This is a genomic window from Paenisporosarcina macmurdoensis, assembly GCF_042658845.1.
GTDB lineage: Bacteria > Bacillota > Bacilli > Bacillales_A > Planococcaceae > Paenisporosarcina > Paenisporosarcina macmurdoensis.
Window position 1 is genome coordinate 79,808 of sequence record NZ_JBHSRI010000018.1, and the last position, 20,752, is coordinate 100,559.

The 20,752-nt window shown below is 38.1% G+C and carries 14 protein-coding genes, 1 other RNA gene, 2 pseudogenes and 1 other annotated feature; of the genes and pseudogenes, 11 read left to right on the forward strand and 6 right to left on the reverse strand.

Annotated elements, in window-relative coordinates; all coding sequences use genetic code 11:
• Positions 1-731 precede the first annotated feature (731 nt).
• The gene (locus tag ACFPYN_RS10125) at positions 732-2,513 is read right to left on the reverse strand and encodes an alpha-glycosidase (protein WP_377733944.1); all 1,782 of its coding nucleotides are present in this window, start codon (positions 2,511-2,513) and stop codon (positions 732-734) included.
• Positions 2,514-2,875: 362 nt separating this feature from the next.
• On the opposite strand from ACFPYN_RS10125, the gene ACFPYN_RS10130 reads away from it, so the two are divergent.
• From ACFPYN_RS10130 to ACFPYN_RS10155, 6 genes are all read left to right on the forward strand, one after another.
• Entirely contained in the window at positions 2,876-4,159 is a 1,284-nt protein-coding gene (locus ACFPYN_RS10130; protein WP_377733946.1) for an extracellular solute-binding protein, read from the forward strand.
• Positions 4,160-4,415: 256 nt separating this feature from the next.
• Positions 4,416-5,699: a carbohydrate ABC transporter permease gene (locus ACFPYN_RS10135; RefSeq protein WP_377733948.1), complete on the forward strand. Its 1,284-nt coding sequence runs from the start codon at positions 4,416-4,418 to the stop codon at positions 5,697-5,699.
• Position 5,700: 1 nt separating this feature from the next.
• Positions 5,701-6,543 carry a sugar ABC transporter permease gene (locus tag ACFPYN_RS10140; RefSeq protein ID WP_377733949.1) on the forward strand — a complete coding sequence of 281 codons (843 nt, stop codon included), beginning with the start codon at positions 5,701-5,703 and terminating at the stop codon, positions 6,541-6,543.
• A 38-nt stretch (positions 6,544-6,581) separates the two neighbouring features.
• Entirely contained in the window at positions 6,582-8,123 is a 1,542-nt protein-coding gene (locus ACFPYN_RS10145; protein WP_377733950.1) for an alpha-amylase family glycosyl hydrolase, read from the forward strand.
• A gap of 32 nt (positions 8,124-8,155) precedes the next feature.
• Positions 8,156-9,817 carry a glycoside hydrolase family 13 protein gene (locus tag ACFPYN_RS10150; RefSeq protein ID WP_377733951.1) on the forward strand — a complete coding sequence of 554 codons (1,662 nt, stop codon included), beginning with the start codon at positions 8,156-8,158 and terminating at the stop codon, positions 9,815-9,817.
• Positions 9,818-10,286: 469 nt separating this feature from the next.
• Positions 10,287-11,309 carry a LacI family DNA-binding transcriptional regulator gene (locus ACFPYN_RS10155; RefSeq protein WP_377733952.1) on the forward strand — a complete coding sequence of 341 codons (1,023 nt, stop codon included), beginning with the start codon at positions 10,287-10,289 and terminating at the stop codon, positions 11,307-11,309.
• A 198-nt stretch (positions 11,310-11,507) separates the two neighbouring features.
• On the opposite strand, the pseudogene ACFPYN_RS10160 reads toward ACFPYN_RS10155, so the two are convergent.
• The 3 genes and pseudogenes from ACFPYN_RS10160 to ACFPYN_RS10165 form a co-directional block, all read right to left on the reverse strand.
• A pseudogene (locus ACFPYN_RS10160) lies at positions 11,508-11,690 on the reverse strand (IS5/IS1182 family transposase); the annotation flags it as partial.
• 17 nt (positions 11,691-11,707) lie between these two features.
• Positions 11,708-11,860: pseudogene (locus tag ACFPYN_RS18725) on the reverse strand (IS5/IS1182 family transposase); the annotation flags it as partial.
• A gap of 383 nt (positions 11,861-12,243) precedes the next feature.
• Entirely contained in the window at positions 12,244-13,812 is a 1,569-nt protein-coding gene (locus ACFPYN_RS10165; RefSeq protein WP_377733953.1) for an SH3 domain-containing protein, read from the reverse strand.
• A 116-nt stretch (positions 13,813-13,928) separates the two neighbouring features.
• Positions 13,929-14,167, forward strand: a binding site (T-box leader).
• 56 nt (positions 14,168-14,223) lie between these two features.
• Here ACFPYN_RS10165 and hisS point away from each other — a divergent pair.
• The 4 genes from hisS (at position 14,224) to ACFPYN_RS10185 (ending at position 18,389) form a co-directional block, all read left to right on the forward strand.
• On the forward strand, positions 14,224-15,516 hold the full coding sequence (gene hisS, locus ACFPYN_RS10170) for a histidine--tRNA ligase (protein ID WP_377733954.1): 1,293 nt from the start codon (positions 14,224-14,226) through the stop codon (positions 15,514-15,516).
• Positions 15,513-17,300 carry an aspartate--tRNA ligase gene (gene aspS, locus ACFPYN_RS10175; protein ID WP_377733955.1) on the forward strand — a complete coding sequence of 596 codons (1,788 nt, stop codon included), beginning with the start codon at positions 15,513-15,515 and terminating at the stop codon, positions 17,298-17,300. The genes hisS and aspS overlap by 4 nt, the downstream gene beginning before the upstream one ends.
• A gap of 43 nt (positions 17,301-17,343) precedes the next feature.
• A non-coding RNA gene (gene ssrS / locus ACFPYN_RS10180) (6S RNA) lies at positions 17,344-17,528 on the forward strand.
• Positions 17,529-17,624: 96 nt separating this feature from the next.
• Entirely contained in the window at positions 17,625-18,389 is a 765-nt protein-coding gene (locus ACFPYN_RS10185) for a tRNA threonylcarbamoyladenosine dehydratase (protein WP_377733958.1), read from the forward strand.
• Between the two features lie 249 nt (positions 18,390-18,638).
• On the opposite strand, the gene ACFPYN_RS10190 is transcribed toward ACFPYN_RS10185, so the two are convergent.
• A complete protein-coding gene (locus ACFPYN_RS10190) occupies positions 18,639-18,833 on the reverse strand; it encodes a hypothetical protein (protein ID WP_377733960.1) in 195 nt (64 codons plus the stop codon).
• A 48-nt stretch (positions 18,834-18,881) separates the two neighbouring features.
• Entirely contained in the window at positions 18,882-20,168 is a 1,287-nt protein-coding gene (locus ACFPYN_RS10195; protein WP_377733961.1) for a replication-associated recombination protein A, read from the reverse strand.
• 135 nt (positions 20,169-20,303) lie between these two features.
• Here ACFPYN_RS10195 and cymR point away from each other — a divergent pair, with 135 nt between their 5' ends.
• Positions 20,304-20,723: a cysteine metabolism transcriptional regulator CymR gene (cymR, locus tag ACFPYN_RS10200; protein WP_377733962.1), complete on the forward strand. Its 420-nt coding sequence runs from the start codon at positions 20,304-20,306 to the stop codon at positions 20,721-20,723.
• Positions 20,724-20,752: the final 29 nt, after the last annotated feature.

The following is a 20,752-nucleotide window of genomic DNA, read 5'->3' on the forward strand; positions in this document are numbered from 1 at the left end:
GACTTTTTGGGGTTGACGTCTGAAAAAAAGAAGATGACGTCTGAAAAAACAGGCTTGACGTCTGAAAAATCGCCATTGACGTCTGAAAACGTCATTTCTTCCATCCAAAGTGTTACCTCACAACCATAGAAAAGGCTGTGGAGCAAAGCGAGCAGCTCCATTTGGTATTTATTTTTACATATAATTGCTGAGCGATGGCTCAGTTGTAAATATCGAGGTTCACGTAGGGAAAAAGTGTGATGACTTAGGAAAAAACGTCCGTCACGTAGAAAAAATCGCCATCGACGTAGGAATCCCTCCATATTTGTGCGGGTTGATGAGGTCCACAATTTGAGGGGCAATTGTGTCTACGTCTCCCACCGTTTATTATTTCTTTTATAGTGAGTGTCACTGCTGACTTTAAAGAATGGTCTGAAATAAAGTAAGAAGAAGGAGACCGAAATATCATCTTCGGTCGAATATCTACTTATAGATAATATCTATTCTCTAATAAACCAGACGATCTTAACTGTGAGCATCCAGGTTTTCAGGGAGAAAAGGACGAATCCTCTCCGCAGAATGATCGGAAAAAATAGAGTGGGGCGAGTGACGAAGTCACAAGCCCCACTCTTTGTTCCCTAGATTATAGTGCAGCAAAGAATGCGTCCGAAGCGCACTGAAAACCTCTTTGCGTCAACAGGAATTCTTCCATTAGATTTCTTTACCGAGCTGGGGTTTTCTTAAGTAATCACCTATTTTGAATCAACCACAGTTCCTAATTGATAGGCTAAGATTTGAAACTCTAAAGGTTTAAGGTGGACTAATGTTGTATCTTCATTCGAATCAAATTCCTCATGAGTCCAAAGATTTTTAATGACGTTTCCTTTCAATACATGAGGAATTCTGAACGTTTGCTCAACATTAGTCGGGTTGATGATCACTAATACATTTTGGTCATGATGATATTTACGATAAGCGACAATCTCGCTTTGTTCTTGATTCAAAAACTGGAAATGGCCTTCATTCGCAAGCAATTTTTCGGATTGACGTAAAGACATTAACTTTTTAACATGGTCAAGTAAGTCGGAGTCTTGTCTCTCTGGATTCCATTCCATGCATTTACGACAACCTGGATCTTTTCCACCAGTCATGCCAATCTCATCTCCATAGTACATGCATGGGGATCCCATAAATGTGTATAGCAATGTATAGATGAGTTTCACACGACTTACATCTTCCTGACATTCGGTCAGAATTCTTGGGGTATCATGGCTCCCTACTAGATTAAAAGTGACGTCCATCACATTTTTAGGATAGCTTTGGATAACTGTTGTCATATCATTCATAAATTCTTTCGCTGTTATGGTTTGACTCGCTAATAAATGTAAGACGTTCGTTGTAAATGGATAGTTCATAACTGCGTCGAATTGATCTCCTAATAGCCAAGGCATGGAATCATGCCAAACTTCACCCAAAATATAGATATCTGGTTTCTGTTCTCTTACAACTGTGCGGAATTCTCTCCAGAACTGATGGTCCACTTCATTTGCAACATCAAGACGCCAGCCATCGATATCAAATTCATTAATCCAATAGGCAGAAACATCTAGTAAATACTTTTTAACTTGCGGATTTTGCGTATTCAACTTAGGCATAGAAGCGACAAATGCAAAGGTTTCATAATTTGGTTGTTCTCCTCCATGAAGAGGGAAGCTATGTGGATAGAACCAATTTGCGTACTCAGAATCTTGCCCTTTTTCTAGAACGTCTTGGAAAGGTGCAAAATAATAACCACTATGATTGAAAACAGCATCAAGCATTATTTTAATACCACGATCATGACATTCTTTTACCAGTCTTTTTAAATCTTCTTTCGTGCCAAATTGCGGGTCGATTTCAAAATAATCGATCGTGTCATATTTATGATTGGATGGAGACTTAAAGATAGGTGTGAAATAAATACCGTTGATGCCAAGGTCCACTAAATAATCAAGATGTTCTATGACGCCTTCAAAATCGCCACCGAAGAAATTGTTTTGTGCGGGTTCTGCTGCTCCCCAAGGTATTGTGTTGTTGGGATTAATGGATGAATTCGCGTTAGCAAAGCGCTCAGGGAAGATTTGATACCATCGAGTATCTTTCACCCAGTCAGGAGCATTGAAAAGTTCAGATGCATGCAGGTAGGGAAAACAAAAATAGTATTGGCAATCATACAAGACTTCTTCATAAAAGCCTTTTTCGGTATAGAGCAATGTTTCACCTTTTGCATGTAATTCAAAGCCGTAACGAATTCTTCGATGTGGTGGGGTAATAGTAGTTTCCCAGTAATCAAATAAAGCATCGGTCGCATTCAGTGTCATGTCAATCTTCTCGAAAACCCATTTGTCATCCTTCCAAATATAAGGATCACCATGAATTAGCTCAATTCTTTCTACATCATCTTTTTTTGTTCTAATTCTAATACCCAGAGTGGACTCATCTAGAATAAAAGAATAATTTTGGTCTGGCCTATGAAAAACTGCTGATCGTTCCAAAATAATCACTCCTCTATAGTCTGTCTGCAAACGTTTGCGCAACTTACCAAAAAATATATATCTCTAATTCAGAATAACAAAAGGATTCAGTGTATTCAATACGGTGGTGTAACTATTACAACAAATATAGTATTCTTTCGTCAGGAAAATATAATTTTTGAAGTTATAATCAGTGATATAAAGCGTATTTTTCAGACAAAAGAGTAGTAAAGTAATTTAATGTAAAAATAGTTGTTGTAAAATTTAATTTAATCATTATAATTAAAATTATATTTGTGCAACCGCTTTCACAACCAAGATGTGGGTTTTGTGCAACCGTTTGTATAGATTAATAAATATAAAAAGATTATAGGAGGGTCATGATGAAAAAGAATCTATTATTAATGATGCTTATTCTTTTACTAGGTATGCTTGCAGCATGTGCACCAGACCGAGAAGAAGTAACTGAACCTGCTGATGGTGAAAAACCTGAAGCGTCTGAAGAACCAAAACCTGAGAAATTGGTTATTTGGGAAGATTTAGAGAAAAGTAAAGATTGGTTACCAGCTGCACTTGCTTCATTTGAAGAAGAGCATGGTATCAAAGTTGAATTCAAAGAATTAAACATGGCGGACAAAATCCGTGACCAATTACGTCTTGATGGTCCATCTGGAAATGCTCCAGACGTAGTAACACTTCCACATGACCAAATTGGCCAAGTAGTAACTGAAGGTCTTATTCAAGAAATTACTGTAGATGATACAGTCCTTAAAACATATAGTGAGTCTTCAATAACTGCTCAAATGTATGATGGAAAACTTTTCGGTCTTCCAAAGGCAACTGAAACTCCAGTTTTGATTTATAACAAAGCATTAATGCCTGAAGCTCCAAAAACGATGGATGAACTATATACATTCTCTAAAGATTTCACTAAAGGCGAAAACTATGGTTTCCTAGCACTTTGGGATAACTTCTACTTCGCACATGGTGCGATCGCTGGTATGGGTGGATATGTTTTCAACGAAACAGCTGACGGTCTTGACCGTGAAGATATTGGTTTAAACAACGAAGGCGCTGTTGAAGGCGCTGAATATATTCAGAAATGGTATGCAGAAGGCCTATTCCCTAAAGGAATCATTGGGGAAACTGGTGGAGCTGCAATGGATGGATTATTCAACGAAGGTAAAGTAGCAGCAGTAATGAATGGTCCTTGGGCGTTCCAAGGCATGAAAGATGCTGGAATTGACATTGGTATTGCACCAATGCCAACACTTCCTAACGGAGAACCAGTTAAAACATTCATGGGTGTTAAAGGATGGCACGTAACAGAATTCACAGAAAATCCTTACTGGGCTACAAAATTAATTGAGCATTTATCAAATGATGAAAACTCTAAAGCTCGTTTCACAGCAGTATCTGAGATTCCAGCTAACGTTGCATTAGTTGATGATCCAATTATTTCTGACAACGAAGGTGCTAAAGCTGTAGCAGTTCAATCTCAATCCGCTGTACCAATGCCAAACATTCCTGAAATGGGAGAAGTATGGGGCCCAATGGCTTCTGCACTTCAAACATTGGCAACTGGAAAAGCTGAAGCACAAGATGCTTTAGATGAAGCTGTGAAATCTATTCAAACAAATATCGAAACGAACCATCCTGCGAAATAATAGTTTGCAGAATAATAAGTAGTAAAAAGCAAAGGGCGATATCTTCCTTCTTGGAGGGTATTGCCCATCCTTTTATTCCTACGAAGAGATAATGAAAGATGTACTATGCTAGCCATTACCAAGTCGAAAAACGAACCAAACGTTGTAACTGATGTCCTTAGAAATTTAGCATTACATAGGTAGCGAAAAGAAAAGGTTAATAGTTTGATAACAATCAAATACTTTCTCCTATTCTGAAAGAGGAGGCTTAGCAATTATGGAAGAATTAAAAACGACTACTCATCATGGAAGAAACGCTGTTTTGCTTTCCATTATTCCTGGATTCGGACAGTTTTATAATAAGCAATTTTTAAAAGGCTTCATCTTTTTAATATTAGGGCTATCTTTTGGTATCGTATTTAAAGATATTTTACCTGTAGGATTTTGGGGTCTTTTCACATTAGGTGAAATTCCAAAGTTGGATCATTCCGTGTTCCTATTAATCGATGGAATCATCGCACTAATTATTACCATCATGGGCTTGGGAGTGTATGCACTAAATTTAAATGATGCTTATCGCAATGGTCAAAAACGCGATAGGGGATTCAAGTTAAATTCTGTGCGCCAACAATATCATAATTTAATAGACAATGGATTCCCTTACTTAATGATTACACCTGGATTCTTCTTGTTAATTTTTGTTGTCATATTCCCAATTTTATTTGTGGCTCTATTGGCATTTACCAACTACGATTTATATCATTCGCCTCCTGCAAAATTAGTAGAGTGGGTTGGTTTCCAAAACTTTGTCGACATTTTCCAATTGGATATATGGAGAACAACATTCTTTGCTGTTTTGGCTTGGACGATCATTTGGACATTCGGAGCTACAACTCTACAAGTTGGTTTAGGTATTTTTCTTGCAATTCTTGTTAATCAAAAGGATTTAAAAGGAAAAGCGATTATCCGTACCATTATGATTTTACCGTGGGCAGTTCCATCTTTTATAACCATCTTAATTTTCTCTGGAATGTTTAATGAGACTTTTGGAGTTATAAATAAAGACATTCTTCCTTACTTCGGTATTGAAGCTATATCATGGATGACAAATGAAACGTGGACACGATTAGCCTTAATCATGATTCAAACATGGTTAGGATTCCCATTCATTTTTGCCATGACGACTGGTGTACTACAATCAATCCCTGATGAACTGTATGAAGCGGCAACGGTGGATGGAGCTTCTATTTTCCAAAAGTTCTTTTCTATTACGTTACCACTCGTTTTATTTGCAACCGCACCCATCATTATCACGCAATATACGTTTAACTTTAATAACTTTAACGTCATTTTCCTTTTCAACGGAGGCGGACCGGCACTGCCTAGTCAGAATGCAGGTGGTACAGATATCCTTATTTCCTGGATTTATCGCTTAACCATGACAAGTGCACAATATGGTAAAGCTGCAGCGGTTACAATGATTCTTTCACTTATTGTTATCTCAGTTGCACTATGGCAGTTCAAGAGAACAAAATCTTTCCAAGAGGAGGATATGATGTAGCATGAATAATAAAAAAAGCAAAATCATCAGACTCACCATATCGTATATCTTAATTTTATTAATGATTTTTATTGTTATATATCCATTACTTTGGGTAATTGGTTCTTCATTCAATCCAGGGCAAAGTTTATCTGGATCGAAAATGTTCCCAGAAAACCCCACGTTGAAACACTATCAATTCTTGTTCGATTTGGATAAATCAAATTACATGTTATGGTATTGGAATTCAATGAAAATTAGTATTATCACGATGATCTTGTCGGTTATTTCAGTAGCATTTACTGCTTATTCATTCTCGCGTTATCGTTTTGTTGGGCGTAAAAATGGTTTATTAACATTTTTAATTCTGCAAATGATTCCAAACTTTGCAGCACTGATTGCTATCTTTGTTTTAGCAAACCGTACGGGATTAATCGATACTCATTTAGGGTTAATTCTTGTTTATGTAGGTGGTCAAATTCCAATGAACACTTGGTTGATGAAAGGTTATTTAGATACGATACCTAAAGAACTTGATGAATCAGCAAAAATGGATGGTGCAGGTCATTTTCGTATCTTCTTCCAAATTGTTATGCCTTTAGCAAAACCGATCATAGCAGTTGTCGCTTTGTTCTCATTCATTGCTCCACTAGGAGATTTTATCTTAGCGAGAATTTTGCTTCGTGATGAAGCGAAATTAACTTTAGCTGTCGGATTATATGAATTAGTTGCAAAACAATTTGGTAATGAGTTCACGAAATTCGCAGCAGGAGCAGTTTTAGTTGCCATTCCCATTGCCATCCTGTTCTTAATGTTCCAGAAGTATTTTGTATCTGGTTTAACTGCAGGCGGCACAAAAGGTTAAGTCCAAGAGCTATATTAATAGGAGAGGAGGAGCGGACAATGAGGAAAACCCAAGTATTGCTCATTTTAATTCCGTTTCTTCTTTTTTATGCATTTTCAGTAAGTGCTGATGCAAAAGAAGAGCGCAAGTGGCAGGATGAATCCATTTATTTCATCATGGTGGATCGTTTTAACAACGGAGATAAAACCAATGATTTTAAAGTGAATACCGAAGATTTAAAAGAATATAACGGTGGAGACTTTAAAGGAATCACGGACAAGCTTGATTATTTGAAGGAAATGGGTTTTACCGCTATTTGGTTAACACCGGTTTTTGACAATGAAGACAAGGGATACCATGGTTATTGGATTAGTGACTTCTATAATACGGAAGAACATTTCGGAACAATGGAAGAATTCAAGACACTCGTTGAAGAAGCGCATAAGCGTGATATGAAAGTAATTCTAGATTTTGTTGTTAACCATGTTGGTCCGAACCATCCATGGGCCAATGATGTAGAGAAAAAGGATTGGTTTCATGAAAAACAACCGATTGTAAATTGGGCTAATCAAGAAGAAGTAGAAAATAATTGGCTGTATGATTTGCCAGACTTCGATCAAGAAAACCCTGAAACTCGTAAATATTTGTTGGACGCTGCTAAATGGTGGATTGAAGAGACCGATGTAGATGGCTATCGATTGGATACTGTCAAACATGTTCCAAAAGATTTCTGGACTGAGTTTGCCAAAGAAGTAAAATCCGTAAAAGACGATTTTTATTTATTAGGGGAAGTATGGCATGATGACCTTCGAGTTGTTGCTTCATATGAGAAAACAGGAATAGATGGTTTTGTCGATTTTCCACAAAATCAACATCTTCGAACAACATTTGCTAAGCCAAACCAAAGCCTTGGTTGGTTATTCACTTCATGGGAACGCAATAAGGCATTTTACAGTCGACCTGAACTTTTAGGTAACTTCATGGATAATCATGATATGAACCGTTTCACAAGAGACATCCTAATTAATAAGCAAGATCCAATAAGCCGATGGAAATTGGCCCTTACTTATCTGTACACAGCACCAGGTATTCCAATTATTTATTACGGTTCTGAAATTGCTCTCGATGGGGCAGAAGATCCAGGTAATAGAAGATTAATGGAGTTTGATGGAGATAAGGAATTAATCAATCATATTTCTAAACTTGGAGCGCTTCGTCAAAAGTATCCTTCCTTATCTAGAGGAGACTTAGAAGTGTTGCATGAAGAAAGTGGTATGGCAGTTTATAAGCGAAGTTATAAAGGTGAGACATTAGTCGTTGCCATAAATAATACAACGAAAGCACAAACAGTCAGTTTGGATAAAAATGATTTACCACTTAATATGGAATTAACTAGTTTATTGACTGAAGAACGAGTGAAAGAAAGCAATGGCAAGTATTCGTTATCCATTGATTCCGAACAGGTAGAAATATTTAATGTTTCTGAGAAAACGGGATGGACTCTGCCGATAAGCGTGACGATTGCATTAATTGTCAGTATTTTGTTAGGAATAATCATTTTGATTCTGAGAAGGATAAAAAAAGGAACTAAGACGTTTTAAAGAGGTACATATTGGATTTGGAGGTTTTATAAATGAAAAAATATTGGTGGAAAGAAGCTGTTTGTTATCAAATCTATCCACGGAGCTTCATGGATAGCAATGGAGATGGCATTGGAGATATTCAAGGTATTATTTCTAAACTAGATTACTTGCAAGAATTCGGCATCGATGTGCTGTGGATTTGTCCATTTTTCAAATCACCGAATGCAGACAATGGGTATGATATAAGCGACTATCAAGATATCATGGAAGAGTTTGGAACGATGGAAGATTTCGAGCTATTACTAAAAGAGTCTCATAAACGTGGCATGAAAGTTATCCTTGATTTAGTCATAAACCACTCAAGTGATGAACATCCATGGTTCGTGGAATCTCGTTCTTCTAAGGATAATCCAAAGAGAGATTGGTATATTTGGAAAGACGGAGTAGATGGCAAGGAACCGAATAACTGGGAAAGTATTTTCTCGGGTAGCGCGTGGAACTTTGATGAGAAAACGGGGCAATATTACTTGCATTTATTCCATCATAAACAGCCTGATTTAAACTGGGAGAATAAAGAAGTTCGCCATGCTCTTTATGACATGGTTAATTGGTGGTTAGATAAAGGGATAGATGGATTCCGTGTAGACGCGATTTCACATATCAAGAAATATCCTGGTATGCCTAATTTACCGAATCCAAAAAACCTCGATTTTGTATCTTCTTTTGATATGCATATGAACCAAGAAGGCATTCATGAATTTTTAAAAGAATTAAAAGAAGAAACGTTTGATAAGTACGACATTATGACTGTCGGGGAAGCAAACGGGGTAAAAATTCACCAGGCAGATAAATGGGTTGGTGAACAAAATGGCAAGTTTGATATGGTATTCCAATTTGAACATCTTGGATTATGGCAAAAGGGAGCCGATGATTCGGTAGACGTATTGGGTTTGAAACAAACATTATCTAAATGGCAAACTGAATTACACGGTAATGGTTGGAATGCGCTATTTTTTGAAAATCATGATCAACCTCGTAGTGTATCCACTTGGGGTAATGATGAAGAATATTGGCTGGAAAGCGCGAAAATGTTAGGAGCTTGCTATTTCCTGATGCAGGGAACACCTTTCATTTATCAAGGTCAAGAAATTGGGATGACAAATGTCCAATTTGACTCCATAGATGATTATGACGATTTGGGAATGAAAAATTATTACCGAATCGAAACGTCAAAAGGTCGACCACATCAAGAGATGATGGAGATTATTTGGAAAAGTGGACGTGACAATTCCCGTACACCAATGCAATGGAATAATCAACTAAACGCAGGCTTTACAGAAGGCAATCCATGGATGAAACTCAATACGAATTATCACAATATAAACGTAGAGACTCAAATGAAAGACTCTCAATCTATCTATTCATTTTATAAAGACATGATTTCCTTACGGAAGCACCATGAAGTCTTCGTTTATGGAAAATACACATTACTTCTAGAAAATCATGCTTCTGTATTTGCCTATAAACGTACATTCGAAGGTTCTTCTGCTATCGTGATTTGTAACTTTGGCAACCAGTCACAAAGCATTACGTTAGAGGACTTACCTTCAACAGAAGGTAAGCTCAAGTTAAGTAACTATGAGTCTGCAGATCACCTACTTGATGGTCCAGTCTCGCTTAAACCATACGAAACTAGAGTATACTTATTCTAAAAGTAAAGAGTGCAAATTGAGTATTTGCACTCTTATCCATGTCAAAAGAGATGGATTTTTTATATACTGAATAGGTTGCTTATTTAATAAGTTATGTTAAACGTTTCTATTGATATTCCGCAAAACAATCACGCTTTCATAGGGCGAGCACCAAGACTCCTCAGGTCAACATGATGTTGGTCTATTGGTCGCCAAGGCGTTATCACAAGAGGTGGTGTTCTTAGCTTCGTTCTTTGCAAGCTATGTTGTGTTTATGTGATTGTAGTGAAAGGCGGCGACTCCAGCGGGACAAGTATGTCCAGGTGAGACCCCACAGTGAGCGTAGCGAGCGAGGAGGCTCACGGACTGCCCGCGGAAAGCGTCCGCCTGTAACGGAAATTAACACTATAGTTTAACAGATCAATTTAATAAAAGAATTCCACAAGTTTTACATTAAGCGTATGTCGTGATTAATAAGAGGAGGATAGCTTTGGCCATTACAATTAAAGACGTTGCAAAACTGTCAAACGTCGCTCCATCTACCGTTTCAAGAGTCATAGCGAATAGCCCTCGAATTAGTGAGAAAACAAAGATTAAAGTGCGAGCTGCGATGGATGAACTCGGTTATCATCCCAATTTCATTGCAAGAAGTTTGGCTAATCAATCAACCCGAGTCATCGGTTTGGTGCTCCCAAACTCAACAGATGTGTTCTTTCAAAACCCATTTTTCCCAACCGTTTTAAGAGGGCTGAGTGACGGGGCAAATGAGCGCCAATATGCCCTTCAAATCAGCACAGGTAAAACGGATGAAGAAATTTATGAAGGCGTTATCCAAATGGTTCAAGGTGGCCGGGTAGATGGTGTTATTCTGCTTTATTCTCGCATTGAAGACAAAGTGTTAAATTATTTGAGAGATAGAAAATTTCCTTTTGTCGTGATTGGTAAACCGTTTAAAGACGTAGAACTCATTACATATGTGGATAATGACAATTATTTAGCCTCGAAGGAAGCAACGAACTACTTGCTAAGTCTAGGACATAAACAAATTGGCTTTATTGGCGGTGATTTAAATTTTGTAGTGACCATCGAGCGGATACTCGGATTTGAAAAAGCTTTACGTGAAGCGGGTATCCAAAGTGAAGACGATTATATCATTCATAGTGAATTCCTGCGTGAAGGTGGTCAAGAAGCAATTGGGAAGTTAATCAACTTGAAAAACCCACCAACAGCATTGGTCGTAGCTGATGACTTGATGGCACTGGGTGTGTTGAATACCTTATTAGAAATGAATATTTCTGTACCAGAGGATATCTCAATACTGAGTTTCAACAATGTGTTATTTTCAGAACTATCCCAACCGCCATTAACCTCGGTCGATATCAATATCTTTGAGCTTGGCTATCAAGCTTCAAAAAAATTGATTCAACTTTTGGAAAATCCCAATGAACCAGTAAAACGGATCATCGTGCCTCATCAATTAGTTAAGCGCTTCTCTTGTTCGGAAACAAAATAGCATTTTCGAATGACTTGAAAATCATCCGCAAGCCGCTGAAAAACGTGTATAAAGAAATTTCGAGATTAGTTCAGTTTGATAAAAGGCAAAATTTCGTTCGATTTTGAACGAAATTTTGCCTTTTACTTATATATTCTTTACTTTGTTTCCTACATAATTCGTTTGAGATTCACTTCAAATATGGCCATGGATCCTTGGTTTTTGGATATTACGTGCTCTTATATGTGTTGCGTCCACGATAATGGACTTCCGTTGATGAGTTCTTTTTCTAGTGCAACATCAACCGTCTTTTGAATGAGCATATCTATTAAGTTCACATCTTTAATATGAAGCTTGCGGTACTTCTTTATTTAATGAACTCTGGTCAATCACCAAAGCTTCTCTAGCACTGCAATGAGACCGTTATCGAGACCATATTTAGTTTTCAAGTCTTCTAACACAAAAGAAAAGTCGACAAGTTCATGGATTTGACGAAGCATATCTTCTGGCACAACTATATCGTAAATCAACATAAATAGACCAAGGTTTATAGAATCTTGATTGGAAAAGATAGAGACACTACCTAATTTAAGTATTTTAATTATAAAGCTAATACCTGAAAATTAATTATTATATATTTTAGTAGGTGATTGAAGTGAAAGACGGCGACTCCAGCGGGAATAGCATGAGCTGAAGACCCACAGACGAGCTTGCTCGTCGAGGAGGCTGAGGCCATGCCCGCGGAAAGCGTCCGCCTGAAACGGAAATCACTAAATCTTATTAACATGGCAATTAAAAAGAATAGCCACCCAATCTCGATTTATATAGATTGGCGATTTTTAATAAACTAAATGTACTTTTTCAGTGGCACTAATTTAGGATGGGTTTTTGAGTCTATTCCACTCTAATCAAGCACAAAAAAAGCTCGTCCATATGAAACTTGGACGAGCTTTTGCTAGTTTGCTTGATTATCAAAGAAGTTGACGACACCGTTATAAATACCCAAAGTCGCTTGCTCTCTAAATTGTGCAGTTGTTAACGTTCGTTCCTCAGATGGGTTACTAAGGAAACCAAGTTCGATCAAAATCGCTTGCTGACGATTTTCACGAAGCACTAGGTAATTACCAGGTTGCGCTCCACGGTCACGCAAATTAATTTTTTCGCCCAGAGATTTGTGAACACTTTTCGCAAGTTCCTTTTGATAGCCGTGCATGTAATAAGTAGTGAAACCATTAATTGAACTACTATCTGTTGCATCATAATGCACACTTATAAACGCATCGGCTGCTAACTGATGGCCGATTGATACGCGTTTACGCAAATCAACATACACATCAGAATCTCGTGTCAATACGACATTGGCACCTGCAGAACGAAGTTTACTAGCTAATAATTCAGAAGTTCGAAGTGTGATGCCTTTTTCATTTGTTCCTCGTGCTCCAGTTGTGCCGCTGTCGTTACCACCATGTCCAGGATCAATTACAATAGTTAATCCGTTAAGTGTGCCTTGTTTTCTTTCTACTTTTGATTGTTGTTGTTCAAGTTCCTTTTTAGATGCATTTGTAGAAACAACCCAGTTTGCTACAAATCCTGTTGAACCTGTTGGCGTTTTAACTTCAAACCAATCACCACTTTGTCCAATTGTTTCAAACGTTTCTCCTGCATTCGCACGATATACTACCTCACTAGAAGTAGAAGGTGAAGAACGTAGGTTAGTGCCATTGTAGACAATAGAGACTTTTTTCGATGATGTTGTTTTACTTTGTTGTTCTTTCTTTGATTTTACGGGAGAACTAGCAGCTGATGCAGTTAAAGTTCCGTAAAAGGAATAGACCCAACCGCTTTTATTAGATGGAAGCTCTATTTTCACCCAATTATGTTGCTTTTCAATGATTTTGAAACGTTCACCTTTGTTAGCAATAACGACTTTCTTAGAAGTCAAGTCAGGTTTTGAACGGACATTCAAACTATTTACAGAGACTTCAAAGTAATTGCCATTGTTCACTTTTTTTGTTGTGGTCTGTGAATTTTTTGTTTGGATGGTTATGTATTCTTTCGCTACATATCCTGTTACTTGATTAATCGAAATTTCGACCCACTGCCCATAATCCGCGATAAGTTTCGCTTGGTCACCAGCTGATAATTGTGTCAGTACCGCTGCACCAACCGAGGCTTGTGAACGAACATTTAAGCGGTCCACTTTGGAGATGATAAGCTGATCTGATTGTTTTTTCTTCTTTTCACCAAGTTGTTTCGTATACCATGAAGCTACCCAACCTTCAGCACTCCCACGACGCACTTTAATCCAATCGCCTTGTTCTTCAAGTACTAGCATTTGATCACCCATTTTCATAGAAGAGATAATCGGATAAGCAAGACTAGGGCCAGATCTCATATGAAGGTTCGATACCGTCGATTGTACATTTTTTCCATTTGCATGTGTATTTGAAGGAAGAATAAGAGATAATACTAGAATAAGTCCTAAAAAGATTTGTGCATTTTGTCGATGTTTAAATTTTCGCATAAAATACCTCCTTTTGTTCATTGTAAAGACTGTTCATCAAAAAGACTATAACTTTCTGAGAAAAGGTTGACAACTGTTTGTTCAGTCATTAAGATAAGGTATAATCTGAATCAAACAAAGTGCCAATGACCAAGAAAGTAACTGTTTAATACGCTGTAAAGAGAGGGAAAGACGTGGCTGTAATCTTTCCTACAGAAGCACTCAGTGAACAACACTTGATAGGCTTTTCGTCGAAATACTCCTTGAAGTAGGGTAGGCGAAAACGGAACCGGCCGTTATCCGGATTTGAGAGGACACGAATTTTGTGTCAACTAGGGTGGAACCGCGGAAGCTTACAATAGCTCTCGTCCCTTGCGTATTTGCGCAAGGGGCGGGAGCTTTTTTATTTGGTTAAAGAAAGGAGCCATTAACATGTCGATTAATGTGCCTAGAGGAACGAAAGATTTATTACCAGGTGAAACTGAAAAGTGGCAAGCGGTCGAAGAACTTATTCGTGATACTTGTCGATTGTTTCAATACAAAGAAATTCGAACGCCGATTTTTGAACATACTGAGCTCTTCACACGAAGTGTTGGTGATACAACCGATATCGTTCAAAAAGAAATGTATACATTTACCGATAGAGGTGATCGCTCATTAACTTTACGTCCTGAAGGAACTGCTCCTGTTGTTCGTTCTTTTGTCGAAAATAAATTATTTGGTTTAGCAAATCAACCCGTAAAACTGTATTATACAGGTCCTATGTTCCGCTATGAACGTCAACAAGCAGGTCGCTATCGTCAATTCGTTCAATTTGGAGTTGAAGCAATTGGTAGTAAAGATCCAAGCATCGACGCAGAAGTTATGGCTCTTGCTATGACTGTGTATCAAAAAGCAGGAATAAAAAAGATTAAATTGGTGATCAATTCACTAGGGGACACTGATAGTCGACAAGCTCACCGAGTTGCACTGAGTGCACACTTCTCACCACATATCCAAGAGTTTTGTTCGGATTGTCAAAATAGATTAGAAAAAAACCCATTACGTATTCTCGACTGTAAGGTTGACCGAGAGAATCCATTAATGGCAACAGCCCCAAAACTACCAGATTATTTGAATGAAGAATCTGCTGCTTATTTTGGGAAAGTTAAACATTACTTAGATATTTTAAACATTAAATATGAAGTAGACCCGAATTTAGTACGCGGTCTTGATTACTATAACCATACTGCATTTGAAATAATGAGTGAAGGCGAAGGATTCGGTGCTATTACGACACTTGCTGGCGGTGGCCGCTACAACGGTTTAGTTGAAGATTTAGGTGGACCTGAGTCACCTGGTATTGGTTTTGGTATGAGTATTGAAAGATTGTTATTGGCATTAGAAGCTGAAGGTCAATCTTTTGAAAACCTTCCGACACTGGATGTCTATGTAGTGGCAATGGGGGAGGCGGCGAAGGATAAAGCAGTATCTTTTGTCTCACAGCTTCGTCAAAATAATGTTTCAGCTGAAATGGATTATTTAGATCGAAAAGTAAAAGCCCAAATGAAATCAGCCGATCGATTAAATGCCAAGTTTTCTGTTGTGATCGGGGATAATGAACTTGAAAGTGGCATAATTTCATTGAAATACTTAGCGAATGGAAATCAACAACAACTGACATTTGAAGAAATAGTAGCAAACTTTACTGAAATCGCATCTAAAGCAACGGAGGAATCAGCATGACAAAACGTACACATCCATGTGGAGAAGTAGCAGAACAAGCAATTGGACAACAAGTCGTATTAAAAGGGTGGGTTCAAAAAAGACGTGACCTTGGTGGACTTATTTTTGTGGATCTTCGTGACCGCACAGGAATCGTTCAAATCGTTTTTAATCCAGCCATTTCAGCAGAAGCATTAGCAGTTGCTGATAGCTTACGTAATGAGTATGTCGTTGAAATTACTGGTGAAGTGGTTGCTCGTCAAGAATCTCAAGTGAATCCACTCATGAAAACTGGACGAATTGAAGTGCAAGCTACACAAGTATTGATTATCAATGAAGCGAAAAATCCACCGTTTGCGATAGAGAACCAAACTGAAGTAAGTGAAGATCTACGCTTAAAGTACCGTTATTTAGATCTTCGTCGACCAGTTATGTATGACATCTTAAAAATGCGTTCTGAAGTGACAAAATCGATTCGTCGATTTTTAGATGAAGAAACATTTATCGAAGTTGAAACGCCAATATTGACAAAATCAACACCAGAAGGAGCACGTGACTATTTAGTTCCAAGTCGTGTGCATAATGGAGAATTTTACGCATTGCCACAATCACCTCAATTATTTAAACAAATGTTGATGGTGTCTGGCTTTGAAAAGTATTACCAAATTGCTCGTTGTTTCCGCGATGAAGATTTACGTGCAGACCGTCAACCTGAATTCACGCAAATTGATATGGAAATGAGTTTCATGTCAATGGAAGAAATTTTAGAAATGAACGAACGTATGATGAAAAAACTTTTAAAAGATGTTAAAGGAATAGACATCGAAACACCTTTCCAACGTATGAAATACACGGAAGCGATGGACCGTTTTGGTTCTGATAAACCGGATGTACGATTTGGTTTAGAGCTACAAGACGTTTCTTCACTTGTTGAACAGTCATCATTCAAAGTATTTGCTGGAGCAGTTGAAAATGGCGGACAAGTAAAAGCAATCAACGTTAAAGGCAAAGCTGACAATTATTCACGTAAAGACATCGATGCTTTAGGCGAGTTTGCAGGAAGACATGGTGCCAAAGGTCTTGCTTGGCTAAAAGTAGATGCTGACGGATTAAAAGGTCCTATCGCGAAATTCTTTGATGGTGAAGCAGGCGAGAAATTAGCTCAAACACTTCAAGCAGAACCAGGTGACTTATTATTATTTGTTGCCGACAAAAAATCAGTTGTAGCAGATTCACTAGGTGCACTTCGTATGAAGTTAGCAAAAGAACTGCAATTAATTGATGAAAGTAAACATGCATTCCTTTGGGTTATTGACTGGCCGTTATTTGAGTATGACGAACAAGATGGTCGTTACTATGCAGCGCATCATCCTTTCACAATGCCATTTGTTGAAGACATTGCATTAATGGATACTAATCCTGCTGAAGTTCGCGCTCAAGCATATGACATGGTGTTAAATGGCTATGAACTTGGTGGTGGATCACTGCGTATTTATTCACGCGATATCCAAGAAAAAATGTTTAGCATTCTTGGATTCTCTAAAGAAGAAGCGACTGCTCAATTTGGATTCTTGCTTGAGGCTTTTGAATATGGAACGCCTCCTCATGGCGGTATTGCATTAGGTCTTGACCGTTTAGTGATGTTATTAGCTGGTCGTACCAACTTACGCGACACGATTGCATTCCCTAAAACGGCAAGTGCAAGTGACATTTTGACAAAGGCACCAAGTGCTGTTTCTGAAGAACAATTGAAAGATTTATCATTAGCGATAAGTCTTCAGAAAAGTCAAAAATCTTTAGACTAAGTGGTTGTATTTCAAAAACGGATATGATAATATACAGGTAACACGAATCCTGATGTGTTCGTTAATTGCCACATCGATTTTGACCTAACTATTATATCGTCGGGAATCTTCCTTTTGTAATGGCAAACATGCCCCCAGGGGACCTTTAAAGTTATAAAGTGGATACCCACCTGCTGTGTGCGGGCTCAAAACGATAAGCTTCATAATGACGGCACGATTGGGATTCGTCCTACATTATGTATAATCCCTCTAGCTTTTTACAAGCTAGGGGGTTTTTATTGAGTATAATCCCTACTAAAACGATATAGATTGTGAGGACAACAAATGTTACATCAATTTTCTCGAAATGAATTAGCAATAGGATCAGAAGGTGTTGACCTTTTAAAAAATACAACGGTGGCCATTTTAGGAATAGGTGGCGTTGGCTCATTTGCAGCTGAAGCATGTGCAAGAAGTGGCATCGGAAAAATCATTCTTGTGGATAAAGACAATGTCGATATAACCAATATTAATCGACAACTTGTTGCGTATACCTCAACCGTAGGGCGCTCGAAATCAGAAGTCATGAAAGAACGAATTCTAGATATAAACCCTGAGTGTGAAGTACACGATTTACATATGTTCTACACAGAAGAAACATTTGAAGATTTCTTCAGTCATAATGTGGATTATGTAATTGATGCCTCAGATACGATCATTTACAAAATACATTTAATGAAAGAATGTTTAACGCGTGGAGTGAAAATTATTTCATGTATGGGTGCAGCAAACAAAACGGATCCTACTCGTTTTAAAATAGAGGATATTTCAAAAACACATACAGATCCATTAGCAAAAGTCATTCGCAAAAAATTACGTAAAGAAGGTATTTCTAAAGGTATTCCTGTGGTCTTTTCAGACGAGAGTCCAATAATCGTCAGAGCAGATGTAGTTGAGACGGTTGGGAAACCCGATGCCAAATTCCGTAAAGCGCAAATGCCCCCATCATCAAATGCTTTTGTCCCGTCAGTAGCAGGATTAGTAGCAGCGAGTTGGGTAATTAATGATATTACGAGAGAAATTCCAGTACAACGAGTGCGTATGAACTAGAAGTAATGGAGGGCGACCAGAAATGGTCGTCTTTTTCTTTGATTTCATGTGAAATGTCTTATGAAAAGGAGCATGTTCAAATAGTTAGGACTATTTTGTGTTTGGGTTGCAACTTTCTTCATTTCGTTGCAACTTTCACGATTTGGTTGCAACTTTTACGATTTCGTTGCAACTATCCAAATATCTCCTAATTTCTACTCGATTCTCCCGCAAAAAAGCAGGCCATCGCGTAAGCGTTGGGCTGACAAATTAGATTCTCCAATTGTTAATGAAGCTGATGTTTAAATCAATATGTCCATTTTTAAGATGTTGTTCTAAATTCTCGATTGTCGCAACTTTTGTGGATAATGTCGCAACTTTCGTGATTTTTATCGTAACTTTTAAGGTTATTGTCGCAACTTTCACCAATATTGTCGCAACTATCCAATTTCCGCCTAATTCCATGACGCGTTCCATCAAACAAAAAAGAAGTGAATCGCTATGACCAGCGACTCACTTCTTCTGTTTAAAGGTCTCTAATTTCTGGTAAATACCAGCGAGTTTCTTCTCTTCGCCAGCAAGGACTGGATCATAAAATTGCGTTCCAACCAAGTTATCAGGTAGATACGTTTGATTGACCCAACCACCGAATGAGCCGATCGGGGTATTGTGTGGATACTTATACCCTACGTGACCAAGTGCAGCAGCCCCAGCATAATGAGTATCTTTTAAATGACTTGGAATATCGCCAACTTTTCCCGCATGAATGGATGCAATAGCCGCGTCTATTGCTTTATAAGCAGAGTTTGATTTCTCAGATAAACACATCTCGACAACGGCATTTGCTAGAGGGATGCGAGCTTCAGGTAATCCTAATCGCTCGGCAGCTTGAATACTTGCGAGAACATGTGGCCCAACAGAAGGATTCGCTACTCCAATGTCTTCGTATGCCATCACTAGAAGGCGTCTGGAAACAGCAACTAAATCACCATTTTCAAGTAAATGAGCTAAATAATACATAGCAGCATTAACGTCACTACCACGTACTGACTTTTGTAAGGCAGACAATAAATTATAGAAATGAGAGCCTTTTTTGTCACCAAATACGCCAATACGATCGACCAAATTTTGAAGTAATGCATCGTCAATGATGGTTACACCATCTTCTTCGTCTGACGCTGAAACGACTGATTCAAGTATGGTTAAAGCCTTTCTAGCATCGCCATTTGCGGCTTCGGCAATTTTTAGTTGTTGCTGTGGTGAGATTTTAATTGTTTGACGACCAAGTCCTCGTTTATCGTCACTAAGTGCTCGTTGTATAAGTGTCAATAAATCATCAGCGGTTAAACGTTTCAGTTGCTTAATTTCTCCGCAACGAGAACGAATGGCTGGATTAACATCATGGAAAGGATTTTCCGTAGTCGCTCCAATTAAAACAATCGAGCCATTTTCAACGTGTGGAAGTAAGGTGTCTTGTTGTAACTTATTGAATCGATGGATCTCGTCCAAAAACAATAAGACTTTTCCTGTGACTCGCGATTCATTGACAACGTCTTCGATATCTTTTTTCCCTGAGCGAGTTGCATTGAGGGCAATGAATGGTAGATTACTAGTCCCAGCGATTGCATATGCTAGTGACGTCTTGCCAATTCCTGGTTCCCCGTATAACAACATGGATGGAACATGTCCATTTAAGATCATTCTATATAAGGGTGTGTCTTTGCCAATAATGTCCTGTTGACCAGCGATTTCATCTAATTTATGTGGTCTCATTCGATAAGCAAGTGGTTCGTTTTGCAATCGATGCACCTCCTATTTTCGTACATTTGTTCTCCATTATACGTGGTCAATTGTGAAAAGTCATTTCAAAGGCGATTGGTCGGAAATGTGCTATACTATGTAAATGAATTTAGAGGATTTATAGAGGTGAATAACGTGAGAATTTCGACAAAAGGTCGTTATGGTTTAACAATTATGATAGAATTGGCCAAGCATTTTGGAGAGGGTCCTGTACCACTTCGTAAAATAGCGTCAGAAAATGATTTATCAGAGGCGTATTTAGAACAATTAGTCTCTCCACTACGTAATTCTGGACTTGTTAAAAGTGTCAGAGGCGCACACGGTGGATATAAGCTTTCAAAACCTCCACATTTAATTTCTGCGGGGGATGTTATTCGTGTCTTAGAAGGTCCAATTCAACCAGTTGAAGGAATAGAAAATGAAGCACCTCCTCAACGAGAATTGTGGTCTCGCATTCGCGATGCAGTGAAAACTGTATTAGATACGACAACAATTGAAGATCTAGCCAAATACAGTGATGCGTCTTCAGATGACGGTTATATGTATTATATTTAAATATCTGTTCAAAACAGAGTATTAACAGA

Bases quoted from the DNA above. Each gene is read 5' to 3' on its own strand.
- ACFPYN_RS10140 (WP_377733949.1), top strand. From the start codon at position 5,701: ATGAATAATAAAAAAAGCAAAATCATCAGACTCACCATATCGTATATC.
- aspS (WP_377733955.1), top strand. From the start codon at position 15,513: ATGACAAAACGTACACATCCATGTGGAGAAGTAGCAGAACAAGCAATT.
- ACFPYN_RS10165 (WP_377733953.1), bottom strand. From the start codon at position 13,812: ATGCGAAAATTTAAACATCGACAAAATGCACAAATCTTTTTAGGACTT.
- ACFPYN_RS10185 (WP_377733958.1), top strand. From the start codon at position 17,625: ATGTTACATCAATTTTCTCGAAATGAATTAGCAATAGGATCAGAAGGT.
- ACFPYN_RS10130 (WP_377733946.1), top strand. From the start codon at position 2,876: ATGAAAAAGAATCTATTATTAATGATGCTTATTCTTTTACTAGGTATG.
- ACFPYN_RS10190 (WP_377733960.1), bottom strand. From the start codon at position 18,833: ATGGAATTAGGCGGAAATTGGATAGTTGCGACAATATTGGTGAAAGTT.
- hisS (WP_377733954.1), top strand. From the start codon at position 14,224: ATGTCGATTAATGTGCCTAGAGGAACGAAAGATTTATTACCAGGTGAA.
- ACFPYN_RS10145 (WP_377733950.1), top strand. From the start codon at position 6,582: ATGAGGAAAACCCAAGTATTGCTCATTTTAATTCCGTTTCTTCTTTTT.
- ACFPYN_RS10150 (WP_377733951.1), top strand. From the start codon at position 8,156: ATGAAAAAATATTGGTGGAAAGAAGCTGTTTGTTATCAAATCTATCCA.
- ACFPYN_RS10135 (WP_377733948.1), top strand. From the start codon at position 4,416: ATGGAAGAATTAAAAACGACTACTCATCATGGAAGAAACGCTGTTTTG.